22 protein-coding genes and 1 tRNA gene are annotated in these 25,442 nt (G+C 41.5%); 15 read left to right on the top strand and 8 right to left on the bottom strand.

Annotated features, from left to right (window positions below; genetic code table 11):
• Nucleotides 1-99: 99 nt before the first annotated feature.
• On the bottom strand, nt 100-912 hold the full coding sequence (locus EPB74_RS09355; RefSeq protein ID WP_274903943.1) for a M48 family metallopeptidase: 813 nt from the start codon (nt 910-912) through the stop codon (nt 100-102).
• Between the two features lie 510 nt (nt 913-1,422).
• Here EPB74_RS09355 and EPB74_RS09350 point away from each other — a divergent pair.
• Nucleotides 1,423-1,497 (top strand) — tRNA-Gly (locus EPB74_RS09350).
• Nucleotides 1,498-1,702: 205 nt separating this feature from the next.
• Nucleotides 1,703-2,494, top strand: coding sequence for a glucose 1-dehydrogenase (locus tag EPB74_RS09345; RefSeq protein WP_274903942.1), 792 nt, complete (start codon nt 1,703-1,705; stop codon nt 2,492-2,494).
• Between the two features lie 131 nt (nt 2,495-2,625).
• Here the strand turns inward: EPB74_RS09345 and EPB74_RS09340 are convergent, their stop codons facing one another.
• The 3 genes from EPB74_RS09340 to nadR form a co-directional block, all read right to left on the bottom strand.
• Entirely contained in the window at nt 2,626-3,078 is a 453-nt protein-coding gene (locus EPB74_RS09340; protein WP_079692557.1) for an Mpo1 family 2-hydroxy fatty acid dioxygenase, read from the bottom strand.
• Between the two features lie 169 nt (nt 3,079-3,247).
• Nucleotides 3,248-4,006 carry a nicotinamide riboside transporter PnuC gene (gene pnuC, locus EPB74_RS09335; RefSeq protein WP_274903941.1) on the bottom strand — a complete coding sequence of 253 codons (759 nt, stop codon included), beginning with the start codon at nt 4,004-4,006 and terminating at the stop codon, nt 3,248-3,250.
• A 128-nt stretch (nt 4,007-4,134) separates the two neighbouring features.
• On the bottom strand, nt 4,135-5,193 hold the full coding sequence (nadR, locus tag EPB74_RS09330) for a multifunctional transcriptional regulator/nicotinamide-nucleotide adenylyltransferase/ribosylnicotinamide kinase NadR (RefSeq protein WP_274903940.1): 1,059 nt from the start codon (nt 5,191-5,193) through the stop codon (nt 4,135-4,137).
• Nucleotides 5,194-5,765: 572 nt separating this feature from the next.
• On the opposite strand from nadR, the gene EPB74_RS09325 reads away from it, so the two are divergent.
• From EPB74_RS09325 to EPB74_RS09310, 4 genes are all read left to right on the top strand, one after another.
• On the top strand, nt 5,766-5,978 hold the full coding sequence (locus EPB74_RS09325; RefSeq protein ID WP_079692554.1) for a PspC domain-containing protein: 213 nt from the start codon (nt 5,766-5,768) through the stop codon (nt 5,976-5,978).
• A 465-nt stretch (nt 5,979-6,443) separates the two neighbouring features.
• Complete coding sequence (glyQ, locus tag EPB74_RS09320; RefSeq protein WP_274903997.1) at nt 6,444-7,418, top strand: glycine--tRNA ligase subunit alpha; 975 nt, start codon at nt 6,444-6,446, stop codon at nt 7,416-7,418.
• A 9-nt stretch (nt 7,419-7,427) separates the two neighbouring features.
• The gene (glyS, locus tag EPB74_RS09315) at nt 7,428-9,521 is read left to right on the top strand and encodes a glycine--tRNA ligase subunit beta (RefSeq protein WP_274903939.1); all 2,094 of its coding nucleotides are present in this window, start codon (nt 7,428-7,430) and stop codon (nt 9,519-9,521) included.
• A gap of 132 nt (nt 9,522-9,653) precedes the next feature.
• Entirely contained in the window at nt 9,654-9,965 is a 312-nt protein-coding gene (locus tag EPB74_RS09310; protein WP_446740036.1) for a hypothetical protein, read from the top strand.
• A gap of 100 nt (nt 9,966-10,065) precedes the next feature.
• Here the strand turns inward: EPB74_RS09310 and EPB74_RS09305 are convergent, their stop codons facing one another.
• Nucleotides 10,066-10,542, bottom strand: coding sequence for a cell division protein ZapA (locus tag EPB74_RS09305; RefSeq protein WP_274903938.1), 477 nt, complete (start codon nt 10,540-10,542; stop codon nt 10,066-10,068).
• Nucleotides 10,543-10,657: 115 nt separating this feature from the next.
• On the bottom strand, nt 10,658-11,077 hold the full coding sequence (locus EPB74_RS09300) for a hypothetical protein (RefSeq protein ID WP_274903937.1): 420 nt from the start codon (nt 11,075-11,077) through the stop codon (nt 10,658-10,660).
• 219 nt (nt 11,078-11,296) lie between these two features.
• On the opposite strand from EPB74_RS09300, the gene EPB74_RS09295 reads away from it, so the two are divergent.
• The 5 genes from EPB74_RS09295 (at nt 11,297) to EPB74_RS09275 (ending at nt 16,807) form a co-directional block, all read left to right on the top strand.
• Nucleotides 11,297-11,950 (top strand): UPF0149 family protein, encoded by a 654-nt coding sequence (locus EPB74_RS09295; protein ID WP_274903936.1) that lies wholly within the window; start codon nt 11,297-11,299, stop codon nt 11,948-11,950.
• Nucleotides 11,951-12,079: 129 nt separating this feature from the next.
• Nucleotides 12,080-12,577: a nucleoside deaminase gene (locus tag EPB74_RS09290; RefSeq protein ID WP_274903935.1), complete on the top strand. Its 498-nt coding sequence runs from the start codon at nt 12,080-12,082 to the stop codon at nt 12,575-12,577.
• A gap of 35 nt (nt 12,578-12,612) precedes the next feature.
• Nucleotides 12,613-13,851 carry an acetylornithine deacetylase gene (argE, locus tag EPB74_RS09285; protein WP_274903934.1) on the top strand — a complete coding sequence of 413 codons (1,239 nt, stop codon included), beginning with the start codon at nt 12,613-12,615 and terminating at the stop codon, nt 13,849-13,851.
• 106 nt (nt 13,852-13,957) lie between these two features.
• A complete protein-coding gene (locus tag EPB74_RS09280; protein ID WP_274903933.1) occupies nt 13,958-14,713 on the top strand; it encodes a LysE family translocator in 756 nt (251 codons plus the stop codon).
• Between the two features lie 261 nt (nt 14,714-14,974).
• On the top strand, nt 14,975-16,807 hold the full coding sequence (locus EPB74_RS09275) for a DUF3413 domain-containing protein (protein WP_274903932.1): 1,833 nt from the start codon (nt 14,975-14,977) through the stop codon (nt 16,805-16,807).
• 256 nt (nt 16,808-17,063) lie between these two features.
• Here the strand turns inward: EPB74_RS09275 and miaB are convergent, their stop codons facing one another.
• Nucleotides 17,064-18,554 (bottom strand): tRNA (N6-isopentenyl adenosine(37)-C2)-methylthiotransferase MiaB, encoded by a 1,491-nt coding sequence (miaB, locus tag EPB74_RS09270; RefSeq protein WP_274903931.1) that lies wholly within the window; start codon nt 18,552-18,554, stop codon nt 17,064-17,066.
• Between the two features lie 406 nt (nt 18,555-18,960).
• On the opposite strand from miaB, the gene EPB74_RS09265 reads away from it, so the two are divergent.
• The 4 genes from EPB74_RS09265 to EPB74_RS09250 all read left to right on the top strand — a co-directional run bounded on the left by EPB74_RS09265 (nt 18,961) and on the right by EPB74_RS09250 (nt 24,169).
• The gene (locus tag EPB74_RS09265) at nt 18,961-21,174 is read left to right on the top strand and encodes a lytic transglycosylase domain-containing protein (protein ID WP_274903930.1); all 2,214 of its coding nucleotides are present in this window, start codon (nt 18,961-18,963) and stop codon (nt 21,172-21,174) included.
• 375 nt (nt 21,175-21,549) lie between these two features.
• Complete coding sequence (locus EPB74_RS09260) at nt 21,550-22,248, top strand: ribonuclease T2 (protein ID WP_274903929.1); 699 nt, start codon at nt 21,550-21,552, stop codon at nt 22,246-22,248.
• 365 nt (nt 22,249-22,613) lie between these two features.
• Nucleotides 22,614-23,597 (top strand): malate dehydrogenase, encoded by a 984-nt coding sequence (locus EPB74_RS09255; protein ID WP_079692543.1) that lies wholly within the window; start codon nt 22,614-22,616, stop codon nt 23,595-23,597.
• 332 nt (nt 23,598-23,929) lie between these two features.
• Complete coding sequence (locus EPB74_RS09250; RefSeq protein ID WP_079692542.1) at nt 23,930-24,169, top strand: DUF2789 domain-containing protein; 240 nt, start codon at nt 23,930-23,932, stop codon at nt 24,167-24,169.
• A 91-nt stretch (nt 24,170-24,260) separates the two neighbouring features.
• Here the strand turns inward: EPB74_RS09250 and ribF are convergent, their stop codons facing one another.
• Complete coding sequence (gene ribF, locus EPB74_RS09245; protein WP_446740035.1) at nt 24,261-25,304, bottom strand: bifunctional riboflavin kinase/FAD synthetase; 1,044 nt, start codon at nt 25,302-25,304, stop codon at nt 24,261-24,263.
• Between the last annotated feature and the right edge of the window lie 138 nt (nt 25,305-25,442).

The raw sequence follows: 25,442 nt of genomic DNA, 5'->3' as shown, positions 1-25,442 counted from the left end.
TATTCTTTATCAATACTAACTTTGTCAATATTGATTTTATCTATACTTAATTGAACATAACGTCTGAAAACTCAACATCTAATGTCTAAAAATAAGCCATTAACGACGTGCTTTTTGGTATAACGGCATCACTTTTGGCAGCAAAGATTGTATTTGTGCAATACGGTTACCGCTGGTTGGGTGAGTGCTTAAAAACTGTGGTGGCTCACCTTGGCTGGCGCGCTGCATTTTTTGCCACAAGGTAACAGCAGCTTGTGGATTGTATCCCGCACGTGCCATTAGCTCAAGACCAATTTGATCAGCTTCAGCTTCTTGTGTACGACTATGTGGACGGCTCAGACCTAAGTCGCCAGCGACGTTTGCAAGCTCAGCCTGACCTTGCGATAGACCGAAAATACTGGCTGCGACACCGATGCCGGTTTGAGTCGCGTATTGACGTGAGAGGCGTTCACGTGAATGTTCACGTAGGGCATGAGACATCTCATGACCCATAATGGCAGCGATTTCATCATCACTTAAATTGAGACGATCGATAATGCCTGAGTAAAACATGATTTTACCGCCTGGCAGAACAAACGCATTTAATTCGTTAGATTTAATCGTATGTACTTCCCATGGCCATTTTGCCGCATCAGGGCGATAGACGCCAACTTGACCGACCAAACGATTAGAGATCTTTTTTAAGCGATTCAGCTGAGCTGTGTTGGTATCTAGCAAACGTTTCGCTCGCGCTTCTTGTATCGTTTTATTATAACTCTGAGCGGAGAGTTGCAATACTTGCTCGCTTGAAACCAATAACAGCTGTTGACGATCAACGCCAACGGCACCCGTACTGGTCGTGCTAGTACAACCTGTTAGAGTCAGTACCGACAATGAAGCAGCCATAACGGTCGTGGTAAGCAATTTTTTCATAATAAACGTCCTCGCTGTAAATGGAAAAAATAAAGTTAAACAAAATCAATATTAATAGCGTAGATGAGTAGATGAAAGGATAGTTTATTATTCATATTCTACTATCGTCTACCAATCTACTAAAACAGTGAAATTTTACCTGAACTGTCATTAAGCATAAGTATAATAATGTTAACCATCTAAAACCAATAGAGTAAAAGTAACAATACAAGGTAGGATTGTAAGTAAGAGAAATCTATAAGACGCCAATAAGTATGTTCAATGAGTAGTGCGATAGGTTGAGATTAACAATAGTGGCAACAAGAGAATTATTTATAAAAATAATTGTATTTCCAAGTTAAAAAAATAGACCATAAAATCAATTATCTACAGTGATTACTATCTTAATAGTAGCTATAATACAGTCGTAGTAATAAGAAAACCGAAAAAAGCTATTGACATGCACAGAATATTTGCTAAAATAGCCAGCCTATCGAGACGTAGTAGTTAAAACATTACGAAGCGATTTAAGCGGGAATAGCTCAGTGGTAGAGCATAACCTTGCCAAGGTTGGGGTCGAGAGTTCGAATCTCTTTTCCCGCTCCAAATATGGCTTGCAAAAGCACTAAAGCCTCACTTCTTTCTATAAGAAGTGAGGCTTTTTTTATGGATAAAATTTAATAAAGTGAATATTATCGTTACAAAATGCGGATGATTTGACACATTGATTTAATTTTAAGCAGGCATACTTATTGGGTGTATAAATATGAATATATATATAATAAACCAATAAGTATTATAAGGATTAAATATGCAAACATTTCAGCATAAAGCATTTAATGAGTTGTTTGATCTGTCTAGCAAAACAGCGATTGTCACTGGCGGTGCAAATGGTATCGGTAAAGCGACGGCACTACGTCTAGCACAAGCTGGAGCAAACATTGTTATCGCTGATTTAAAACTAGCAGATGCCAAGGCTGCGGTCAAAGATATAGAAGAGTATGGCGTCAAGGGTTTGGCAGTCGAATGTAATATTTTAAAAGACGATGATTTAGTCGCTATGGTAGATAAGGCTATTGCTGAATTTGGCAGTATTAATATATTGATTAATAACGCTGGCGGCGGTGGTGGTGGCCGAGAAAACCCTGCCAAGATATCGGTTGATGATATTCGCCGTGACTTTGAATTGAATGTCTTTAGTGGCTGGCGCTTGAGCCAATTGTGCGTGCCACATATGAAAGAATCCGGTTATGGCTCGATTGTGTTTACCACTTCGATGTCGAGTATCAATAAAAGCCCAAATATGAGTGGCTATGCAGGATCAAAAGCCGCTGTCAATCATATGGTGGCAAACTTGGCGCATGATTTTGGCCCTGAAGTACGTGTCAATGCGGTGGGTCCAGGGGCTACGCGTACCGATGCCTTACAAACCGTACTAACACCAGAGATTGAAAAGAAAATGCTCGCTCATACGCCAATTCAACGCTTGGGTGAAGCCGATGATATCGCCGGTGCGATGTTGTATTTTGCTTCGCCAGTATCGACTTGGGTCAGTGGTCAAACCATATTTGTGAATGGCGGCGGCGTACAGACCTTGGATTAAATAGAAAAAACAGCGCTTATTAAAAAAAGCCATTATTTCGCTAAAAACCAGCAGTACAATTAACTATAGGGGCGGCACTTAATCAGACATTAAGTGCCGCTTTTTTATAAGCTTATTATCTGATTTAGCTATTATTCGCTGGCTTTTTTACGACCCATAAGGCTGTTTGCAACCCATGCTGGACCAATGAGTAGGAACTGTAAATCTTCAAAGAAAGAGGGTTTTTTACCTTCAATCTTATGACCGATAAACTGTCCAATCCAAGCAACAACAAAGATAGCTGCCCAAATCTTAAAGCCCCAAGGTAATAACGTCATCACTGAAAGACAAATGAGAATAAACATTCCCATTGCCAAAAATAATGGCGTCGATAAGCGCATGTAAAACAACAATACCAAAGCACTAAGTACCAAAGTAAACCAGACTGACAGTGACATACCCATACCTAACAGACTGACAAAAATAGTCGGGACACATAACCAATGAATTTTTTTGTTAACTAGATTTTGATGACTGACAGAATACTCACTGAGCCATTGCTCGAGTGTACGTTTGGACATTCGCTTTTGCTGAGTACGAGACATACTAACCTCCCTGTTAGTAAATGAATGACTGGCAGTAGATAAATAAAATAATCTACTGACAACTACCAGTTGTAGCACTAATCTGAGCAATCCGCCATTTTATCTGTGAGACCGCCCAGTCAAATCCTTTCATCTTGTCTCTCTTAGACGCATCGTTATAACCATTACATTATCGTGCGTGCTTTGATAATTCTACAGGATTTTGCTCATTGCGATACCATTCATAAAGACCGACAAACGAATTCACTTGGTAGACCATCGTCTGGATAGCAAAGATATAATTGCCCGACATCAGGTTTACGGTCAACCAGACGAAATTGGATAGAATCCATAACCACCAATTAAAGGAATAACGCAGAATCATCGCTGCTTGAGCGGTGATAGAAAGTACAAATGCAATAACGTTAATCCAAAAGAAAGAGATGAAGCCTAAGAACTTACTATTGTCATCTTCAACGACCGCATAGCCATAGCTTGCCAATAAATCATTTACTGTTGGGAATAATGCTAAACCGATGATAATAAAGCCAATGGTCAGCAGCCAAATCCATTTGCTGGCAGATTTTGGTACCATATCACCATCGGCATCGGTATGCTTTGACCAGTAAAAGATGCCATAGACGTGGGTAAAGAAATTGAACAATGGCGCAAGCATCAGACCAACAGCGCCAGATGTGGCTTGGACGACGACTTCGCCGGCGGTCGCTGCCATACCAAAGCCGTTGCCGAGGATGTTTTTGCGAAAGGATAGTGAGACAACACATACCAGTCCAATGAAAGATACGCCTAAATAGAACCAATCGAGCGTCGTATGTTCGGTTGTCAGCCAAAAGCCTACGGATAACGCAATCACGCCGCAAATGAACCAAGTTACAATCCATTGTAGCGCCCATTTTCCGGTGATATTGTCTAGTAGCTGAATGCGCATCGTTTTTTTCCTAAAGATAAGATGAATAGTGGTCATCAGTCGTAGTGTTATTATTAATAAAGCACTCACAAAAACTACTGACTGAAAATATTATTATAAATTTATGATTGTCGAGTATCTTTATTGTTTTACGGTTTTTTGCCATAGATGAATTGGTCGATAAGTAATAATGCTTGCTTGTAGCGAGCATCATAATCGGGCTTATCTATCACGTGTGGTTCGATATTATGACGGGCAAAAATATCTACTAGCCGCTGCTCAAAACGTCCGCGAGCGTCAGGATCGCCTAATGAACGCATGCCGTCAGCTACCCATGGCGTATTATTGTCCAGCATGATGGTGTGGTCTAAGCGGAACTCATCGATACAGGCTGCTACAAAAGGATGCGTACGACCTTCGTATTCTTCACAAAAAGCTTGGGTAGTGACAAAGTCCGTATCAATAATAGTGACGGGCGCGGTTGCTACGCTCGCGGCATCGCGAATGGCTTGGGCATGATGTAAAGCAATAGGTCCGTAATCACTATATTGTAGCCCGATCTCACTACCACCCAAGTCTGTTCCGACATAAATCCGTCCCATCTCAAGCGCAAAGCTGGCACCATAATAATTGGCAAGTTTGTGTACCAATGTGGTTTTACCGGAGCTTTCACCGCCGACGATGGCGACCGTCTTAGTATAGTCAGCTCGTGCTTGCGGATGAATCGCTGACCAGTGCGCTACTGGATCACGAGCGATGGCGTAGGAGTCAAAATCAGGCTGTAGCGGAGTAGTAACGACTTGCATCAGTAATTGCTCTTCAACATCACTCTGTGCCTCACAATCTGCCAATGGATGGTTTTCTGCGACAAACAATACCGTCTTAGCTGGTAAATTTAAAGCTTCAGTCAAATGTTGTAACTTAGCATTACTAGCAGCCATATCAATACTGACGTCAGCAAAACTTTCATGTAACGGCAACTCAATCTCATCAGTGGTATGAATATGAATAAAAGGTAAGTTGGCACAAGCCATCTGCAACCACCGCGCTTTATCTTGCAAGGTGATGTTGAAGTTTGGGTGTGGTGACGGATGCGCCATGATGACAATATGAAGCGTTTTTGCTTGTCCTGCTGCGTCCAATATGCTGCGCATTTGTCCTAAATGTAGTGGCTCAAAATGCCCAATCATCAATCCTGATTCGTACATAGTTATCCTTATTTTTGTCTTATTTTGGCATTGTTATACTCAATGCTATTGATAACGCTTAAAAGCTATCAATGCTTTAATACATTGTTTTCTTAACTGTATGGTATAAAGGTATGTCGCCACTTACAGGTAGGTTATTGTAAATATCGTCAGATTTTTTAGATGCCAAACCAAATTATTATCTTGGCATTAAGTTAGGTCTTTTCTTATTTTTATGATTCGGCTACGTTATCTGCTAACTTCTTATCAACTTAAATAAATCCTAGACTGGCAAAAGTAGAGTAAAGAAAGCGCAAGATGCGAGAAACAAAGTTAATCTTGAAACAATTTGAAATAACTATTTAAAATCAGGGGTTTACGGGTGTTAATGACAGGTTAGAGTAAGCTTAAGTAGCATAAACTCACAAAGCACGTCTATATACTCAACAGATATAATATAAATGATTGCTATACTTATTCATAAGTTAATAAAGATAAAAAATCTTTAAAGTCTGTTAAAAGCATTAATGGTAAAAGAAATATTAACGTTAAAAATAGAAATAAAATAAATAACTGTAAGAGAGGTATTTGATTTGGCTAAATTAGCAAAATTACATCGGTCACAGAATAATAAAATGATAGCGGGTGTGATGGGCGGCATTGCAGAATATGTCGGTTGGTCACCAACGTGGGTCAGGTTGCTATTCTTCATTGTCTCAACCTTAAGTGCAGCAGTACCGGGTATTTTAATCTACATTATCTTATGGATCATTATGCCGAAAGCAAACAGTCAGTCTTATCAGTGATTTCGTAATTAGTAATAGCTTTGATAAAAAATTCTTAGCAAAACAGATTTAATGTAAAAGGTTTTAATAAGAAATAGCTGTTCCCCAAAAAACAAAAAGCCTGACTAATCAGGATACCAAGACATACTTTTCCTCCTGCCCAAATGCTCGCGCATTTGGGTATTTTTTTATCTATTGCTTTAATGGCTTTTATTGCATCAGTTTGCTTGTAAATGAGCCTTATTAGTGAATATTTCTGTCCACAACATAAATTTAGTTCATGTAAATATAGATAAAATAGTCAATTTTTAGTAAGGTGAGCAGGCAAATAGCATCGTTGCCAAATAGGCTATACGAGTGCTATCAAAAATTTATTTATTAATACTAATTCACAGTGGTTTTGCTATGACACTTCAAACTATGATACCCGAAACTATGACATCCCAAGCGACAACCCCGATGATACAAGACAAAGATCCTCAACCGATGACGTTTCAAGATTTAATCATGACCTTGCAGAATTATTGGGCTGACAAGGGCTGCGTTATCTTGCAGCCCTATGATATGGAAGTTGGCGCGGGTACCTTTCATACCGCGACGTTTCTGCGCTCATTAGGTCCTGAGCGCTGGAATGCCGCTTACGTGCAGCCGTCACGTCGCCCAACGGATGGTCGTTATGGCGATAACCCAAACCGCTTGCAACATTACTATCAGTTTCAAGTAGTGCTCAAGCCTAATCCGCCTAATATCCAAGAGCTATATTTAGGCTCACTTGAGGCGATTGGTATTGATCCATTGGTTCATGATGTGCGCTTCGTTGAAGACAACTGGGAGTCGCCTACGCTTGGTGCATGGGGTCTGGGTTGGGAGATTTGGCTAAACGGTATGGAAGTGACCCAGTTTACTTACTTCCAGCAAGTGGGCGGTCTTGAGTGTTTCCCAGTCACGGGCGAGATTACTTATGGTCTTGAGCGCTTGGCGATGTATGTGCAAGGCGTCGATAGCGTTTATGATTTAGTTTGGGCAGATGGCGAATTTGGACGTGTCACTTATGGCGATGTCTTTCATCAAAACGAAGTTGAACAGTCTGCCTATAACTTTGAGCACGCCGATGTACCAATGATGGATCAGATGTTTGATTTCTATGAGCAACAAGCGGATAAGCTAGTGGCTGAAGGTTTGCCGCTACCAGCATACGAGATGGTTCTCAAAGCCTCACATGCCTTTAATTTACTTGATGCCCGCGGTGCGATTTCAGTCACTGAGCGTCAGCGCTTTATCCTACGCGTACGTACGCTGGCTCGTAAAGTGGCCATTGGTTATGTCGAGGCACGCGCCAAGCTTGGCTTCCCATTGGCAGATGAAGCCCATCGCCAAGCTGCGCTTGATAAGTATTTGCCAAAAGAAGACGTTGCAACTGAAAGTACAGACCACAACCAATCTACTAATAACCATAAATAGGAGCATCCCATGAGTACTATTTTATTTGAATTGGGGTGTGAAGAGCTACCTCCAAAAAGCTTAAAAATTTTACGTGACGCGTTACAAACAAGTGTCATTGAGCAATTGAATGAAGCGGATATTAGCTTCGATAGTATTAAATCTTTTGCGGCACCGCGTCGTTTGGCGATTCAGATTCAAGGTATTGCTGATAAGCAGCCGGATCGTACTGAAGAAAAACGTGGACCTGCGATTAAAGCCGCGTTTGATGCGGATGGCAATCCAACACGCGCAGCAATGGGGTTTGCAAAAGGTTTAGGTATTGAAGCCAGCGAGCTGACGACTATTAATACCGATAAAGGCGATTATGTCGGTTATGTGCAAACGATTCAGGGTCAAGCAACGACTGAGCTGCTTCCTGCAATCTTTCAAACCGCACTTGATAACCTACCAATCGCTAAGCGTATGCGTTCGGGCGCCAGCCGCAATGAATTCGTGCGTCCAGTACAGTGGGCAGTATTGATGCGAGATAATGCTGTCATTGATGCGACTATCCAAGGTCATCAAACTGGTAATCAAACGCGCGGTCATCGTTTCCATAGCTCTGATTACTATACTATCGATCACGCCAATGATTATGAGCAACTTCTTGATGGCTTAAAAGTGGTGGTAGATTTTGATAAGCGCCAAATGCTGATTAAAAATCAAGTCAAAGCATTGGCAGATGAGGTTAATTCAGATGCAATCGTGCCACAAAGTTTGCTAGATGAAGTCACTGCCTTGGTTGATTTTCCAATTGCGCTACGTGCAAGCTTTGAGCCGCGCTTTTTACAAGTACCACAAGAAGCGCTTATCTCTACCATGCAAGCGGATCAAAAGTATTTTTGCTTGACGGATAAAGCCGGTACGCTACAGCCTTACTTTATTTTTATTACCAATATTGAATCTAAAGATCCCAATCAAATTATTGAAGGTAATGAGAAAGTTGTACGTCCGCGTTTGGCTGATGCCGAGTTTTTCTTCTTACAAGATCAAAAACAGCCATTATTTGCGCTAACAGAAACCCTCAAAACTCGTGTATTCCAAGATAAGCTGGGTACTATTTGGGAAAAATCTGAGCGTATTGCTAAGCTTGCTGCTTTTATCGCTGCGTTAATGCAGCAGCAAGGTCAACAGATTGATATCGATGAAACGGTACGAGCCGCAATATTATCTAAAGCGGATTTGGCAAGTTCATTGGTCGGTGAGTATCCTGAGTTGCAAGGTATCGCAGGTACTTATTATGCGCGCCTGAATAATGAGGCTGAAGCGGTAGCAGCAAGTTTAGAAGAGCAGTATTTGCCGAAATTTAGCGGTGATGTATTACCGCAAACACCAATTGGTATCTGCTTAGCGCTTGCGGATCGCTTAGATACGTTAGTGGGTATTTTTGCTATTGACCAAGCGCCTACTGGTTCAAAAGATCCCTTTAGCTTACGTCGCTCAGCGATTGGTATTTTACGTATTCTAATTGAAAAGCAGTTACCAATTAACTTGGTTGCCTTAGTTGAGCAAGCGATTAAAAACTATAGTACTGCTGACGGTAGCAAGATTACTAAGATGGGCGATACCTTTACCCAAGTATTGGCATTTTTAAACTCCCGCTATCGGGCGATGTATACCGAGCAGGGTGTCAGCGTTGATACCATTCAAGCAGTACAAGCCATTAATCCACACATGCCGCTTGATTTTGATCAGCGTATTCGTGCAGTACAAGCGTTTAGCGAGCTGCCACAAGCTTCAATGTTAGCTGAATCTAACAAACGTGTTGCCAATATTTTAGCTAAATCTGAAGGAGTAGTCGCCGATCAGGTTGACGCGTTGCTATTAACCGAGGACGCCGAAAAAACGCTATATGAGGCTGTGCAACAAGCGCAGTCGAATGTCACGCCGTTACTTGAAACTGCCAACTATACAAAAATATTGCAAACCTTGGTCAGCTTAGATGCGCCATTGACGCAGTTTTTTGCCGATGTGATGGTTAATAGTGAAGACGCGGCACTCAAAGCGAATCGCTTAGCTTTACTTAAACAAGTACGTGCTTTATTTTTGACGGTGGCGGATATTAGTGAGCTGCAGTTATAATATTGTCAGCATAATTGCTAAATAATTTATTTTTTTAAAATGAAAACTGGCTCAATGTGGCCAGTTTTTTATGTAATTATTCTGAAGCGTTGAGTTTATAATGTATTCAGCCATATTTGAAGGAGCACTGCCGTGTTAGCCGTTATCATTGTAATCATCATTATCTGGGTTTCGATGTGGGGGTTTTATAAGTTTATGTACCCACGTGCGCCCAAAAGCATGATGCCAAAAAAAGGCGATGTGATCACACTGCGTCAGTGCGATTTTTGTGGCAATAGCTTAGCTGAATATCGAGGTGTGCTTGAGAGCAATCCAAGCTTGGCTGTAGATAGTGAGAGCATTAGCAATAATAGCAACGTTGAAGATAACAAGGCGCTATTCTTTTGCAATTATGAGCACCAAGCGGATTTTCATGCTGGAAGGGTTTATAACTCAGATGTATAAATAATTATTTTACTGCTCGTAGCTAAAAAAGCGCTTAGTTTATTAAAGCTAAGCGCTTTTTTGTTCAATATATCATTATTAACTTAATTGCAGTACTGGCTTATAAAATGGAATGCGCGTCTTGGATGACTTTATTTAAAAGAGCGACAGACTGCTTGTCTTGCTGTAAGCGGTCTTCTTCATCTCTTTTATTAGTCTGAATTTTCTCATATAAATTTAAGCAGCATAGTACTAGTAAGCTTTCTTGGCTAAGACTCGGGGAATTTCTTCTGAGATCTAGCACGTAATCATTGATATAAAAAACCGCGGCACGCAATTCTTCTTCTTCATGTACTGGACAATAAATCGGATAGGTTACACCGGCAATTGCAATATCGACTTTTTTGACTTGTGGTTCAGGGGCGCTAGTGACTTTAGCCGCAGGTTTGGCAGCGTCGCTTTGTGTGTTTGAATGATTTGAAACGACGTTCTGTGATTTAAGCTCAGACGTTTGTGCTTGGTTACTTTTTACTTGGCTATTTTTTACTTGGCTCTCTTGCGGCTGTTTTTCTATAGATTTAGTCTGGTTATCGGTCATGATAAATCCTACAATGTCTGGTCAGTAAAGTGGGTCATATAAGATATGACAGTGAATATCGTGCTAGCTTTATAGGCAAAAAACGATGGTGAATTGCTGTTGATTTAAGCTATCACTAACCTTCTGCTTGATCGATACGAGTTAAGCGTTGTAATACTACCTGTGTACGTTCAGCTGCCAATTCATTTTTCTTTTTCAAATCACTATTTTGCTGTTTTAATTCATTATTATGTTGCTGCAGCTCGCTATTTTGTTGTTGCAATTGGCTAATCTGCTTTTGTAGCTTATCTTGCTCTTCACCAATCATGTGGTGTGCTTCTGCTAGGTTTTGGTAGCGCTTATCGAGATCGTTTAATTGTTTTTTGGTACCATCGCGTTCTGTATAGCTGCTATCGAGTTTGGTTTTTAAGGCGGTAAGTTCTTGTGGATCGGTAAGGGGTTGTTGCTTGAGGCTGCTAAGTTCAGCACTGACAAGCTGATACTGTTTTTTGATGTCGAGTATCATTTTTTCTAATATTCTAAGTTGGTCATACATAGTCAGTTTTTATCCTTAACAAGTAAGCGTAAATGAATTTTGTTGTCTGCGTTTAATAATGCCATAGGTGACCGCATAATATCTATACCAACAAAGTAATTACCCGCATTGGGCTTAATCTCTTTATTTTTATTAGCCGCAGCCTTGTCGATGACATCGTGCTGCGTTTATTTTTATTTTATAAGCAATCATTAACAACCAACTATTAGGACATCTATTATGAATGACAATATCTCTGGCTGGAATACGTGGCTAAAGGCATTTGACGACTGGACTGATGTGTCTATCAGTGAGGTACATGGTCTAATGACGGGGCTGATGACAGCTTGTGACGCGCCTGACGAGCAGGTATGGGCAAAAGTATTTGAGGAGTTGAGTTTTGCGCCACTACCTGACGAAGCATTGACCTTGCTGACTGAAGAAGCAGAAGATACAGTGTTTCAGCTAAAAGACAAAGAGGATGCCTATTCTTATACGCCACTAGTTCCTGATGATGAACATGACTTATACGAGCGCGTGATGGCTCTGAAACAGTGGGCTAATGGTTTTATGACAGGTTTTGGTATTACTGATTGCGGTCTAAGTAGCGAAGAGAATGAGATGTTATCGGATTTGGCCAAAATTGGGGGAATTCGTCTAGAAGATGATGAAGATTTTGAAGGCGGTGAAGAGTCTTATCTTTATATTTATGAGTTTGCGCGTATGGTTCCAGTAAGTTTTGCCACTCGTCAACGTAAGCCGGTCAAAGATATTGCGCTGATCGCTGGACTTGCTATCGATGCCAAAACCACTAAAGAGCTACAAGCAGAAGGTAAGCTACCAAAACCAATGCCACCAGTGATTGATATCATGAATCAAAACAATCCATCGTAAATGAAATGCATCATAAATGCTTCGATGCAAGGCAAGATGGTGCGACGCAAAATAATGCGACGCAATGTGGTGTAATATAAAGTGCAATAGGAACTGCGATTTACCGTAAGGTGATAAAAGGAGATAGTAATGATAACTGACAATGATATGCAACATCTGCGTCGCTGCGTTGAGCTTGCCACCGAAGCTTTAGAGGCAGGTGATGAGCCATTTGGTAGCGTACTGGTCGATGGCGAGGGTTATGTATTACGCGAAGATCGTAATCGTGCCAATACGGTTGATGCAACGTATCACCCTGAGATTGCCGTCGCCCAATGGGCGGCAAAAAATATGACTGTCGATGCGCGTGCGCAAGCAGTGGTTTATACTTCCGGTGAGCATTGCGCTATGTGCTCAGCGGCTCATGCGTGGGCAGGCCTCGACCGCATTGTTTATGTTAGTTCCTCAAAACAGTTGGGCGAGTGGATGAAGGAGATGGGTGTTAAATCCTCGTCACCGATCAATACTTTGTCTATTCAAGAAGTTGCGCCTGATGTCCCAGTTGAAGGTCCGATAGCCGGATTAGATGCAGAAGTAAAGGCACTGCAACAACGCTCATTCCAAAAAGGCTCATTCCAAAAAGGCTGAGGTCTTTTTATTTTGTATCGTGATAAGGATATCTTATGACTGTCGCAACTCACAATAATGATAAAAAACAAGCTATGTTTAATGCTGATTATCCTAAAAACAGCATCGACTGGCTAACAAGGCTTATTGCCTTTGATACGGTTAGTCGCCATTCAAATTTGGCATTAATTGAAGACGCGCAACGCTATTGTGAGCAATTAGGCTTAACAGTAGATTTGACCTTTAATAACGCCAAAAACAAAGCCAATTTATTCGTTACAGTACCAGCAGGGAAAAATGCGGATAAAGTAAATAATGGTCTTGTACTATCGGGTCATACTGACGTGGTGCCGGTCGATGGTCAGGAGTGGACATCAGAGCCTTTTAGCGCAACGATACGTGGTGACAAGCTATACGGGCGCGGTGCTTGTGATATGAAGGGGTTTATCGCTTGTGCATTGACGTTGTTGCCAAAAGCGGTACAGCTATCAAATAGTGGTCAGCTACGTCGTCCATTGCATTTGGCACTGTCATTCGATGAAGAAATTGGCTGTTTGGGCGCGCCATTAATTTTGGCAGACTTAAAGGCACGCGGTATCATACCAGATTATTGTATCGTTGGTGAGCCGACCAATATGGCGATGGTAGTGGCGCATAAAGGCATTGCCGTTTATCGTTGCCGCGTGCATGGCAAATCTGCGCACTCGTCATTGACAGCCACAGGTGTGAACGCCATTAGTTATGCCAGCCGTTTGATTGGCTATGTCGATACCTTGGCTGAAGAGATTAGCCATCGTGATGATAATGATGTGCTGTTTGATGTGCCTTATTCGACATTATCTGTAGGAACGATACAAGGCGGTACAGCGACTAATATTGTGCCTAATTTATGTGAGTTTACCTTTGATTATCGCAATCTACCGCATATGACACAGGACGATATCCTCGCACCGATTCAAGAAAAAGTTGCAGAATTAACAGCACAAATGCAAGCACGCGCACCAGAAACTGGTATTGAGCTGATGCAAGAGGAAAGCGTGCCAGCAATGACCGATAATGATAGCGCCGAGCTACAAGCGCTAATAGCCGCACTGACGGGGGATGATAAACGTCACAAAGTTGCCTATGCAACCGAGGGTGGACAATTTACCAATAGTGGTATTCCAACCATTATCTGTGGGCCCGGCAGTATTGAGCAGGCACATAAAGCTGATGAATATGTCGCGCTGAGTGAGATTGAGCGCTGTGATAGTTTTTTACAAAAGTTATTAGATAGTTGTACTGTGGATAAATAAACTGCGCTTTCTCGGTATTAGTTGATATAAAATACACCGTCTTTATGGCGGTGTTTATTTTTTCGTGTAGTCAGTTAATTTCAAATAAAAAAGTAGGGGTTAGTTGATGTCTTGGCATCTGTTTGCGGTATTTTTTGCAAGTACGTTTTTTATCTCAGCGACTCCCGGTCCGAATATGCTACTGGCATTTCAGTATGGTCTTAATTATGGCGTCAAGCGGACACTATGGACGCTGGCAGGTCTAAGCCTTGGGTTATTTATCCTGTTACTATCGACGCTACTGGGATTGGATGTTATCAGTCGGCAGTCGCCGTGGTTATTGACGGTCATTAAAACAGTAGGTGCCATCTACCTTATTTATTTGGGTATCTCGTCATGGCGTGACAATGCCGCTAACAACAGTTTAATGGATGATGCCAGTGTAATGAGCGCAATGAGTGCGGAGGTTAGCGCAGAACTAGTAACGAGCTCTAATCGCCCTGATAATATCCAGCAACCTGATAAACTTAAGCCGCGCTCACTCTCTAGTGCAGCGGTTAGGGCAGCGCCTAGCGATTGGATGCTGTTTCGGACGGGTATGTGGGTGTCACTATCCAATCCGAAGGCGATCTTATTCTTTGCGGCCTTTTTTCCTAAATTTATCAATTTCAGTGCGCCGCTATGGCCACAATATATCATGCTAACGTTAGGGCTGTTTTTAAGTGAGACGATTTGGCAACTTATCTATACGATTGGCGGCAAAAAGCTGGCAGGTTGGTTGGATGTTGGCGAGCGTTTAGCTTGGCTTAATCGTGGTTGCGGGGTGATATTTATCTTAATTGCCGCCGCTTTATTGGCTGACGTCATCGCAAGCTTAATATAAAAGAGTGCTTATCTTAAAATGACCTTAAAACAATTGTTCAAATCATTTAAAAGTCCTATAATTAACCATTTTTTTATTTAATGAGCTTTACTTTCAGTAAAGCTATTTTTACCCCAGTTATTTTCAAATCAGCCCAGTACAGCCTAAAAATTGACTACTACGTTATCCTTGATGCCATTATTACCGATGATTGAACCAATCATTTTGCATAAAGCGTAAAAGGTTTTAGTTCATTCAACTTTATTGCGACTTAATAATAATATGACTATTAAAGAAAGATTAACGACTTATGGATATTTCATCCTAATCAACTCTGTTTTCGCTATTTTTATCGCCTTACGATACTTAAGGTTTTTACCTGAAGTACCGAGTGATATGCTAGGATTATTATTTTTAGTCCTTTCGACATTCTCACATATGGTTGCTTTGACGGCTATTGTGAGCCTTATTCTGCTTCCCTTTTTCTTTTTACCTTATGGTTGGATACGCCGAATAATCGTTGCGACATTAGCATCGTTAATATTGGTTTATCTATTTATTGATACTGCTGTATTCGCAAGCTATCGCTTTCATATCAATCCTGCAATGTTAGATTTGATATTCGCAGGACAAATTGTTAGCTTATCTGTAGCGACCTGGCTAATGGTCATAGGTGCTGTGGTATTGGTATTTGCTATAGAATTAGGTGTTTTATATGCAATTGATGAAAGAAAGATTAGATTGCCAGCAAAAACAGGGCGTATTTTTAGCATATCAGCAGTAACAGCTCTATTGCTAAGTCATCTAATCCATATTTGGGCCGCAGCGCACGCTTACCAATCAGTGACGCAGCTTAAACGCTATCTACCACTGTTCTATCCAATGACTTCTAATAGTTTAATGACTAAATATGGCTGGATTGATGAGGAAGCTTTAGAAAAGCAAAAATTGATGACTATGCAAAAACAAGGAGATTTTAAATTTCCATTACAACCATTGCAAACTCAAGTCGTAGAAAATCCTCCGAACATTGTCTTTTTAGTCATAGATTCTTGGCGAGCAGATACTTTTAATGCAGAAAATACCCCAAATCTTTGGAATTTTTCTCAAAATGGTACAATTTTCCAAAACCATCTATCAACAGGAAACGCAACGCGAGCAGGGATTTTTGGTTTTTTTTATGGCATTCCATCGACGTACTGGCACAGTGCAATAGATAATAAAACAAGCCCTGTTTTTATCGATCGTATGCAAGATTTAGATTACCCGCTAGGGATATTCGCATCTGCACAGCTACATAATCCTGAGTTTGACCAAACCGTGTTTTTAAAAGTGCCTAATCTTCGCAAAGAGTCCAAAGGCAGTACAGCGGTTGAGCGCGACCAAAATATTACAGAAGAATGGTTAAGCTGGTTTGCACAAAAAGACCGCTCAAAGCCTTCATTTTCATTTTTATTTTATGATTCACCACATGGCTATGACTTCCCTAAAGACTATCCTCATCGCTATGAGCCAATGTTATCTGAAGTCAATTATTTAAAGTTAAATAATAAAACTGATCCTGAACCATTAATGAATCGTTATAAAACAAGCGTACATTTTGTCGACAGTCTTGCTAAGCAAGTATTAGATGAATTGAATGCCTCAGGAGAGATGGAAAACACTATCGTCATTATTACAGGTGACCATGGCGAAGAGATAAATGATAATAAGCAGAACTATTGGGGACATAACAGTAATTTTTCAAACCCTCAAATACACGTTCCTTTTGTTATCGTTGGTAAAAACGTGCCTACAAATGTCGATGGCTGGAATAACTACTTCACGAGCCATCAAGATGTTGTACCAACACTATTACAGAACTATCTTGGAGTGAAAAATCCAATACAAGACTATTCTATGGGAGTGGATTTATTGGGTAAGCCTGTTGATCGTGATTGGTTGCTTTCTTCTAGCTATAGCAAATACGCTGTAGTTGCTCATCAGGATATTATGGAGGTTGGCTCTGCAGGACAATTTTCATACATTGATAAGGAGTATAAGCCATTGAAAGAGGAACCCGATTACGCACTATTAAAGCAAGCAATGGAGCAAATTAGTCGTTTTAGTAAATAAGTTATGATAGTAAGGTGCAACAGTAATCTCAACAATAAATAAGGGCGGTTTCAAATAAAAATTAACCGCTACAGACCTTACGCTGATACAGAGATTCAATCAGGTTGCTTGCGATTAGCTCTATTTATACGCTGTCTCAGGTTTGAGGAATTACTAAAAGGTGTTGTAAATAAAGCTTTTAAACAAGCATAAAAAAAGCCGTTCACTATTTAATAGCGAACGGCTTTTTTATTTATTCAAGATTATTTTCTAACGGTTATGCCAATATTTTGATTAGCTCGCCTTTTACCATATGCGGACTAACAAAGTCAGTCACGCGCACGCTGACGATTTTGCCAAGTAACTCGTCCATTTTATCAACATCATAAGGGAACATGACCGTACGAGTATTATCCGCCGTACCGATTAAGCAGTCAGGATGACGATTGGCAACTTGCTCCACTAATACGCGAGTCGTGGTGCCAACCATTTCATGAGTTTTCGCAAGCGTTGAATCAATAATCACTTGCTGAAATTCTGCCAAGCGCTCTTTCTTAGTTTTAAAGCTAACATCATCAGGCAATTCTGCTGCTGGCGTACCTGGACGTTTAGAATAAATAAAGCTATATGAATGATCGAAATTTAAATCTTTTGCCAAATTCAATGTCGCTTGAAAATCTTCATCGGTCTCCCCTGGGAAGCCAATGATAAAATCGCTCGATAAGTAAATATCAGGCCGAATGGCTTTAAGTTTATTAATCTGATTGATATAAACGTCAATAGTATGGTTACGTTTCATCGCCGCCAAGATGGCATTTGAGCCGCTCTGAACCGGCAGATGTAAGTGTGATACCAGCTCCGGCAATTGTGCATAAGCATCAATGATGTCATCGGTGAATTCTAGCGGGTGACTGGTGGTGTAGCGAATACGCTCAACGCCATCGACGTGCGAGACATAGTGCAATAGCTCAGCGAAGCGGCAAATACTGCCGTCGTCTTTTTCGCCGCGATAGCCATTAACGTTTTGGCCTAATAGATTAATTTCGCGGATGCCTTGTGCCGCTAAGCTGTCAATTTCTGCTAATACATCATCAAGTGGACGTGATAATTCTTCACCGCGCGTATAAGGAACGACGCAAAATGAGCAATACTTTGAGCAGCCTTCCATGATGGAAACAAAGGCTTTATAACCTTCTACTCTTGGCTCTGGTAAAAAATCAAACTTTTCGATACTTGGGAAAGATACATCCACTGTACCAATACGGTTTTTAGGCGCAATCTCGCGTTGCTCATGTGATTGGTCATACAGCTCTGGCAAACGGTGTAAGGTTTGTGGACCGAATACCATGTCAACATAAGGCGCGCGTTTTTGGATGTTGTCGCCTTCTTGTGAAGCGACGCAGCCGCCAACGCCGATGACGAGGTCAGGACGTTTTTCTTTAAGTTTGCGCCAGCGACCCAATTCTGAAAAGACTTTTTCTTGGGCTTTTTCGCGAATGGAGCAGGTATTCATCAGTAGTACATCGGCTTCATCGATATCATGAGTCACTTCCATGCCGTGTGAGTCGCCAAGGACATCGAGCATTTTGCCCGAGTCATAGACATTCATCTGACAGCCTTGGGTGGTGATAAATACTTTTTTAGTTGCTGCTTTTACCGGTGCTTCGGCTGAACTTGGTTCTTTGAGTGCAGTGACAGCAGGCGCAATAGTAGTGATGTCAGCGACAGCAGTGTCATCGAGGCGAGGATTGAATACAGTAACACTCATAAGGATAAGTCCATGATTGACTAAAAATATAGCGGGGTAGGCGATTAACAGGTGGCGTATTTTATCACAACCTTACGTCAATGTGAAAAGTTAGCTTCTGCTAATGATTATAAGTATGTTAGATTATTTATAATAGTATCAATTGCTTATCGAGCATTGTTTGGCTATAACTGGTATCAGTAATAATGAACAATGATTAATGCTTGATAACACCTCTGTGTTACACAGTGCTATCCCGTTTATTAATGAAAAGTAAAGCTTATGGTTGAAAGTGCAACGAGTATAGTATGATGAATGCAATCCTATCAGCACTATTCAATAAATTGCGATTCACACCGTTTTAGAAAAATTACTTAAGACACATTACTTAGATGAATTATTTAGACATATTATAAAGAGAGTCAGTATGACAAAGCCGCAGGTTGCTCCTGGTATCATGGATAAGAATGCTCATCATCAAAATCATACGCCCGAACGGTTTAAAAAAACCGGGCTCAGAACCAGTGCGCTGAGTTTGGCGACAGCGGTAGGAGCGTTAGGATTTTCGCAAATTGCTTGCGCAGAATTGACATGGGGCGATAGTAGTACATACCAACAAGAAGGCAAGTATCAAGTAGAAAGCTACCAGCCTGAGAGTTATAAGCCTGACGGTTACACACAAAATAACGCTCAACAAAACAGCTCGCCACAAAATAGCGGTTATCAGCCAGACAATGGAGTGGGTTCCTTCACTGCGGCGGCAATTGCGGCAGAACGCGGCGATGTTAATGCGCTTTATAATCATGAGCAAGCAATGAGCGGCGGCTTGTTTGCCATGTATCCAACTTACTGGCGGATGAATCTGGATCTTAATTCGCAAAGCTCAGCGGCTGTATCGCAGTTTGTACGCCAATATCCGGATACAGTTATGGCGGAAAAGCTGGTTGCTGATTTTGCTGAAACCAAAGCTGGGTCAAATGATTATGCTTCAGTACGGCAAGTTGCGAATCTAATTACCAACGCCGATGACAGTGAACGCTGTGCCGTTGCGTTGGGATTCAATAACGGCGGCGATACCATGCGCGCCATGGCAGCGAAGTCTGATGTGTGGCTGACGACCAAAAAGCAGCCTGCTCTATGTGATCAGTTGGCGCTAGAGATGAATAACAACGCGCTGATTAGTAATCAAGACCGCACTTCTCGTCTTAAACGTATGCTACGTAAAGGTAAGACCGGCGATATTATGGCGTTGTCTTCACGTTTGGGCACGCCTATTCCTTATTCGTCATTGAGTGAAATCCAACTAAGCCCATCGTCATTCTTCAGTCGTTTTGCCCGTGAGCCTGCTAGCCAAAACAATCAATATTTGTACTTGTATGCGATAGGGCGTATAGCAGAAAAGTCTTATCGTGAGGCCGCGCTACAGTTAGATTTTGATATCAAACAAGACAATCAGCGTTCAGCTAAATTATTGACTGATGATACTCGCCGCGCAGCCTATCGTACCCTTGGTGTACAGCGCATGAATCACAATACCGACGATGGCTTTAACGTTGAAGCCGTTGACTGGTTCCGTAATAGCTTAGACAATGACTTTAGTTTTGAAGAAGCAGAATATTATGCCATGGCAGCGATTCGTTTTAGTCGTTGGGATGATGTGGTTGAAGCCATCTCAAGAATGGATGCTGAGTCGCAAAAAACCAACCAATGGCAATATTGGCTGGCACGTGCGTATGAGCAGTCAAACGATTCAAGCAAGCGTAATACCGCTAAGAAAATGTATCAAAATTTAGCGAAGAGCAACGAATATTATGGTTTGATGGCAAAAGATAAAGTCGGTCAACGTTTTGATGCTAGCCGTTTGGGTGGTAGTAATTTACCAAATGTCAGCAGCGCTGATCGAGCTCGTGCGTTACAGAATCCACATTTTGCTCGAGCGTTTGCTTTATATAACGCCGATGCCAGTCGCGCCTATGCCAATCGCGAATGGAACTGGGCGGTGAAAAAAGCGCGTGATAATCGTGATAATAATTTGATTATTGCTGCTGCTCGCCAAGCGTATGACATAGGTTGGCTCGACCGTGCGATATATGCGATTGATAATACTGACAGCGTAAATAGCTTGGCTATATCGCATCCGATGCCACATCAAAGTGCTGTAGTTCGCTACAGTCAATCAGCTGGTATTGATCCGGCATGGGCATACGGTATTATGCGCCAAGAGAGTCGTTTCGTACCCTCTGCGCGCTCTAATGTTGGTGCGAGTGGACTGATGCAAGTCATGCCAGATACTGCAAAATATATCGCTCGCAATTTGGGTGAGACCTACAGTGCTAGCCGCGCCAATAGTGGCGATACCAATATCCGTTATGGTACGTGGTATATGGGTGATATCTTTGGTAAATTGAACAGCCAACCTGTATTGGCAACGGCTGGCTATAATGCTGGCCCGAACAATGCCAAGCGTTGGCAGCCAGCTTATGGCTCATTGGCGGCAGATCAATATGTCGAATCGATTGCTTTTCCTGAAACGCGCAATTACGTCAAACACGTGATGGAAAATGCCACTATTTATAGCAGCCTATTAGGTCGTGGTCAGCCAATTAGTCAGCGTATGGGTACCGTACCTGCCGGATTCTAACGCTTACTGATGCTACTAAAAAACCATTAACGGTAAAGACTGTTAGTGGTTTTTTCATATCTTTATTTTTGCCTCACTATTCAATGATGATAATGACGTTCAGTTTATATAATGATGATGCCCAGCTCAAATGACGCTTACGTTTTTGCTATAGATTAAAAAAAGCATTTTGCTACCATTGCTTTAATTATCATTTGCATTGCTCCGTGTATTCTTAGGTTATTAATTTAGGCGCTTTTAGCGCTAGCACCTAAGCTTATAAGCTACTTTTATCCTTGCTAAATGCTCTAACTCCTTATGATTAAAACATATTTCAATCTGCCCATATCGTCGCAAGCTAGGTGTCGGCTATCTATTCAGACCAAGGTGGGCTCGATGTCAAAGACAGTGCTATCAGATCATGTAAATAAGTGCTTGATGAGCGAAAAGTATGTCAGTAAAGGCCGTACTGCTACCGGTATTGCCGCTTTGCTATTGCTGCAAGGGGCGACAATGCTGCCTGCGCAAGCTGCTAATGCTGCCAAAATCGGACAGCGCGTATTGATGATTGAGATGACGCCAGCCTTATGTAATTTACAACCAACGCGTTCTCGTATGCGCCAATGCCTAGAAGGGTATTCTTTAACGGTATCAGGCTTAGATATGGGCTACGGTGAGCGCTGTGGGCGCGGTAGCGAGCCACGTCTGACACCGCTACAGCTAAAAGTGGTCAACCGTATCATGCCTGATACGACGGTGCGTACCCAAGCCTGGCAGCGTTATGGCGCGTGTAGTCCGCTCAGCGCCAGTAGTTATTTTCGGCAAATCACCAACTATGCTGGTGCATTAAAGCTGCCTAATGAGTTAAATACTGGGAATAGCTATACGGTGCTAAAATCTCGTTTTATTGGGCAAATGACCCAGCTTAATAGTGGCATGTCTCCTGCTAGTGTTGATTTAATCTGTCAAGTCGGTAGTCGTCGTCAGATGATATTGACCGATGTGCATGTTTGTTATGAGGGTAGTCAATTCGGCACTTGTCATAATGTCGTGGATAACTGCGGCAGTAAATTTATTATTTCAGGCGGTAAATAATATTCCTTTATTAATTTAGTTATGAGTTGCGTATCCGAAGCACGTCATTAGCCGGCAGCGCCAATCATTCAAAAACTTTTTTCAACGTTTTGATATTCATCGAAATGCTTCTGATAAAGCATACTTTAAATCTTATTCTGTCTTCCTCTATTACTTTATTAATATAGCTATCTATAACAATTGTCGATATTTTTTCGTATAAAATGTAACAATATAGTTATGGATAGCTTTCTCGCTTTCTCTAGACGGTTAATAGGCTGAAGTGCTACACTAACCCTCGGTTTATGACTGCTATTATTCATCTAGCAAGTCGATATCTAAAATGATAATCATGAATTATCTAATAATCAATTAGGGAATATTCTATGAAACAGCCTGTACGTGTTGCCGTAACTGGTGCCGCTGGTAATATCAGCTATGCTATGTTATTTCGTATTGCATCTGGTGAAATGCTAGGTAAAGATCAGCCAGTAATCTTGCAATTACTTGAAATCGCTCCAGCACTAGACGCCTTAAAGGGTGTGGTCATGGAATTAGAAGACTGTGCATTTCCTTTGTTGGCAGGTATCGTACAAACTGATGATGCCACTGTTGCGTTTAAAGATATTGACTATGCTTTATTAGTAGGTTCACGTCCTCGTGGCCCAGGTATGGAACGTAAAGATTTGCTAGAGGCCAACGCTGCGATTTTCTCAGCGCAAGGTAAAGCATTGAATGACGTTGCTAGCCGTGATGTTAAAGTATTAGTAGTAGGTAACCCTGCTAATACCAACGCGGTTATCGCTCAGCGTAATGCACCAGATTTAGACCCACGTAACTTTACTGCGATGACTCGTTTGGATCATAACCGCGCAATGGCACAGTTAGCAGGTAAAACTGACAGCACCATTAATGACGTGAAAAAAATGATCATTTGGGGCAACCATTCATCAACTCAGTACCCTGATTTGACTGCTTGCACCGTAAACGGTAAGCCTGCATTAGATTTAGTAGATCGCGAATGGTATGAAGCGACTTATATCCCAGAAGTACAACAACGCGGTGCGGCAATCATTAAAGCTCGTGGTGCCTCTTCTGCAGCCTCTGCTGCAAACGCTGCAATTGCACACGTACGCACGTGGGTAATGGGTACTGATGATAACGACTGGGTATCTATGGGTGTTTACTCTAATGGCGAGTATGGTATCTCTGAAGGCTTGATTTACTCGTTCCCATGTACTTGTAAAGATGGCGACTGGTCTATCGTTGCTGACGTTGATGTGTCTTCAGCTTTCTCAAAAGAGAAAATGGCAGCCACTGAGCAAGAGCTTAATGAAGAGCGTGATGCAGTAGCACACTTACTACCATAAGTCGCTAAACAGCTAAAAATTTAGCCCTGTTTATTAAGCATATAATGTATAACACGTATATGATGTATGAAAAGCCCTCACAAACTTTGAGGGCTTTTTTGTGGTTTAGCATATCCCTTTAGAATCTGCTGTTTTCTAATGCTTAACATAAGTTGCTTTCATAACTTCTCAGTTTTGTACCATCAACGCGAGACTGTTAATACAATTGATAACGTTAGATAAACGTTGATTAACAGCTATTATTATAAAGCTTGCTACAATAAAATGGTTAGTCTAAATAATAAGCACATACAAATCTGTGTCATTAATCTGTATCATTTAAGGAGAAAGTTATGTTGGGTGAACCTGAATATAATATGAATGAGCTATTTGCTCAGTTAGGGCTGGATAGCTCAGACGAAGCAATTGATAGCTTTATCGACAATAATAAATTGGCAAAAGAAGAGAAGTTAATAGAAGCTAAGATTTGGACGGACAGTCAACGAGCTTTTCTACAAGAAGAATGGGAAAAAGATGCGGAATGGGTTGAGGTCATTGATGACTTAAATGTGCGACTGCATCCAGACGCTTAGAAGAAAATGAGATTTTTATAAAAATCTCACTTATAAAAAAGCCCACAACGATACAATGCTGTGGGCTTTTTTTATTTATTAACTATATTTTCTAGCGGGTTGTTTGCTTTGATCGCCACTCAAGTAATTCTTTTACATCGTGATGAATACCAGCTTTTAAGGCCTCTAGGCTCTCATAATGTCGTTCGCCATGCAAATAGTGCAAAAAGCGCACTTGCAAGGTTAGACCATATAAGTCAGCTTGCAACTCTGGAAAATGCACTTCTAACCGCCAATCGTGTTTTTTATCCACCGATGGTCTGGTGCCAAGATTGGCCGTACCAAACAAGCTATGCGGACGCAACCCTGCTACACCTTTATTCTCGCCATCCGTGCGAACTGTTAAGCCATTAGGTATGACATTACCACCCTCATCGAGGCTGACGACATCGACCGCAAAGATACCGTGTAAAGCAGGCTTTATGCGCTTTAAGTCAATATTGGCGGTAGGGAAGTCCATCGTTCGACCAATTTTATCACCACCGACGACCGCTCCTGTTATCGCATACTCGCGTCCAAGTAACGTATTAGCAGCACTAATATCACCGGCCAATAATAAATCACGAATACGGGTTGAGCTAATACGCGCCGCTTTATCGCTGCTATCTGTGACGGTATGTAGATTGGTCACATGCAAGCCATAATCACGCAAAAACTGGCTGTCACCGGTACGGTCATGACCAAATTTGAAGTCATCACCCAATACCAAGGCTTTTACATTGAGGCGTCGCGCTAATATATCTGCAAATGCCTGTGCTGATAATGAGCGAAATTCGGCATCAAAGCCCGCTACAATCAAGGTTTCAACCCCATATTCTGCTAGCAACGCCTGCTTTTCAGCAAGATTGGTTAGGCGTGCCGGGGCAGTAGCTGGAGCAAAGAACTCACGTGGCTGTGGCTCAAATATCATGACCGCAGAGCCAAGATTACGCACCTGTGCAATCTCGCGGACTTGAGCAAGCATCGCTTGGTGACCTAAATGCACGCCATCGAAGTTACCGATAGTAAGCACGCAAGGCGCTAAAGCTATTGGGCTGGTGTTGTTATGCGAAGCGTCTGAAGACGCCATCAATTGCTCAAGAAAATAGGTGTTCATAAATTTTCAGCTATGATAAATAAGACCAGATAAAAAGTGAAAAAACACTTCTATATTTAAAATCGAGGCGTTTAAAATCAGCCATTATAAAGTAAAATAGCCATACTAACATCTTATAGTCTGCTGATAATAAAAGAA

Origin of the sequence: Psychrobacter sp. DAB_AL62B, from assembly GCF_028895345.1 — a bacterium.
In the GTDB taxonomy this organism is placed as follows: Bacteria; Pseudomonadota; Gammaproteobacteria; order Pseudomonadales; family Moraxellaceae; genus Psychrobacter.
This window is presented reverse-complemented; position numbering and strand designations above follow the sequence as displayed.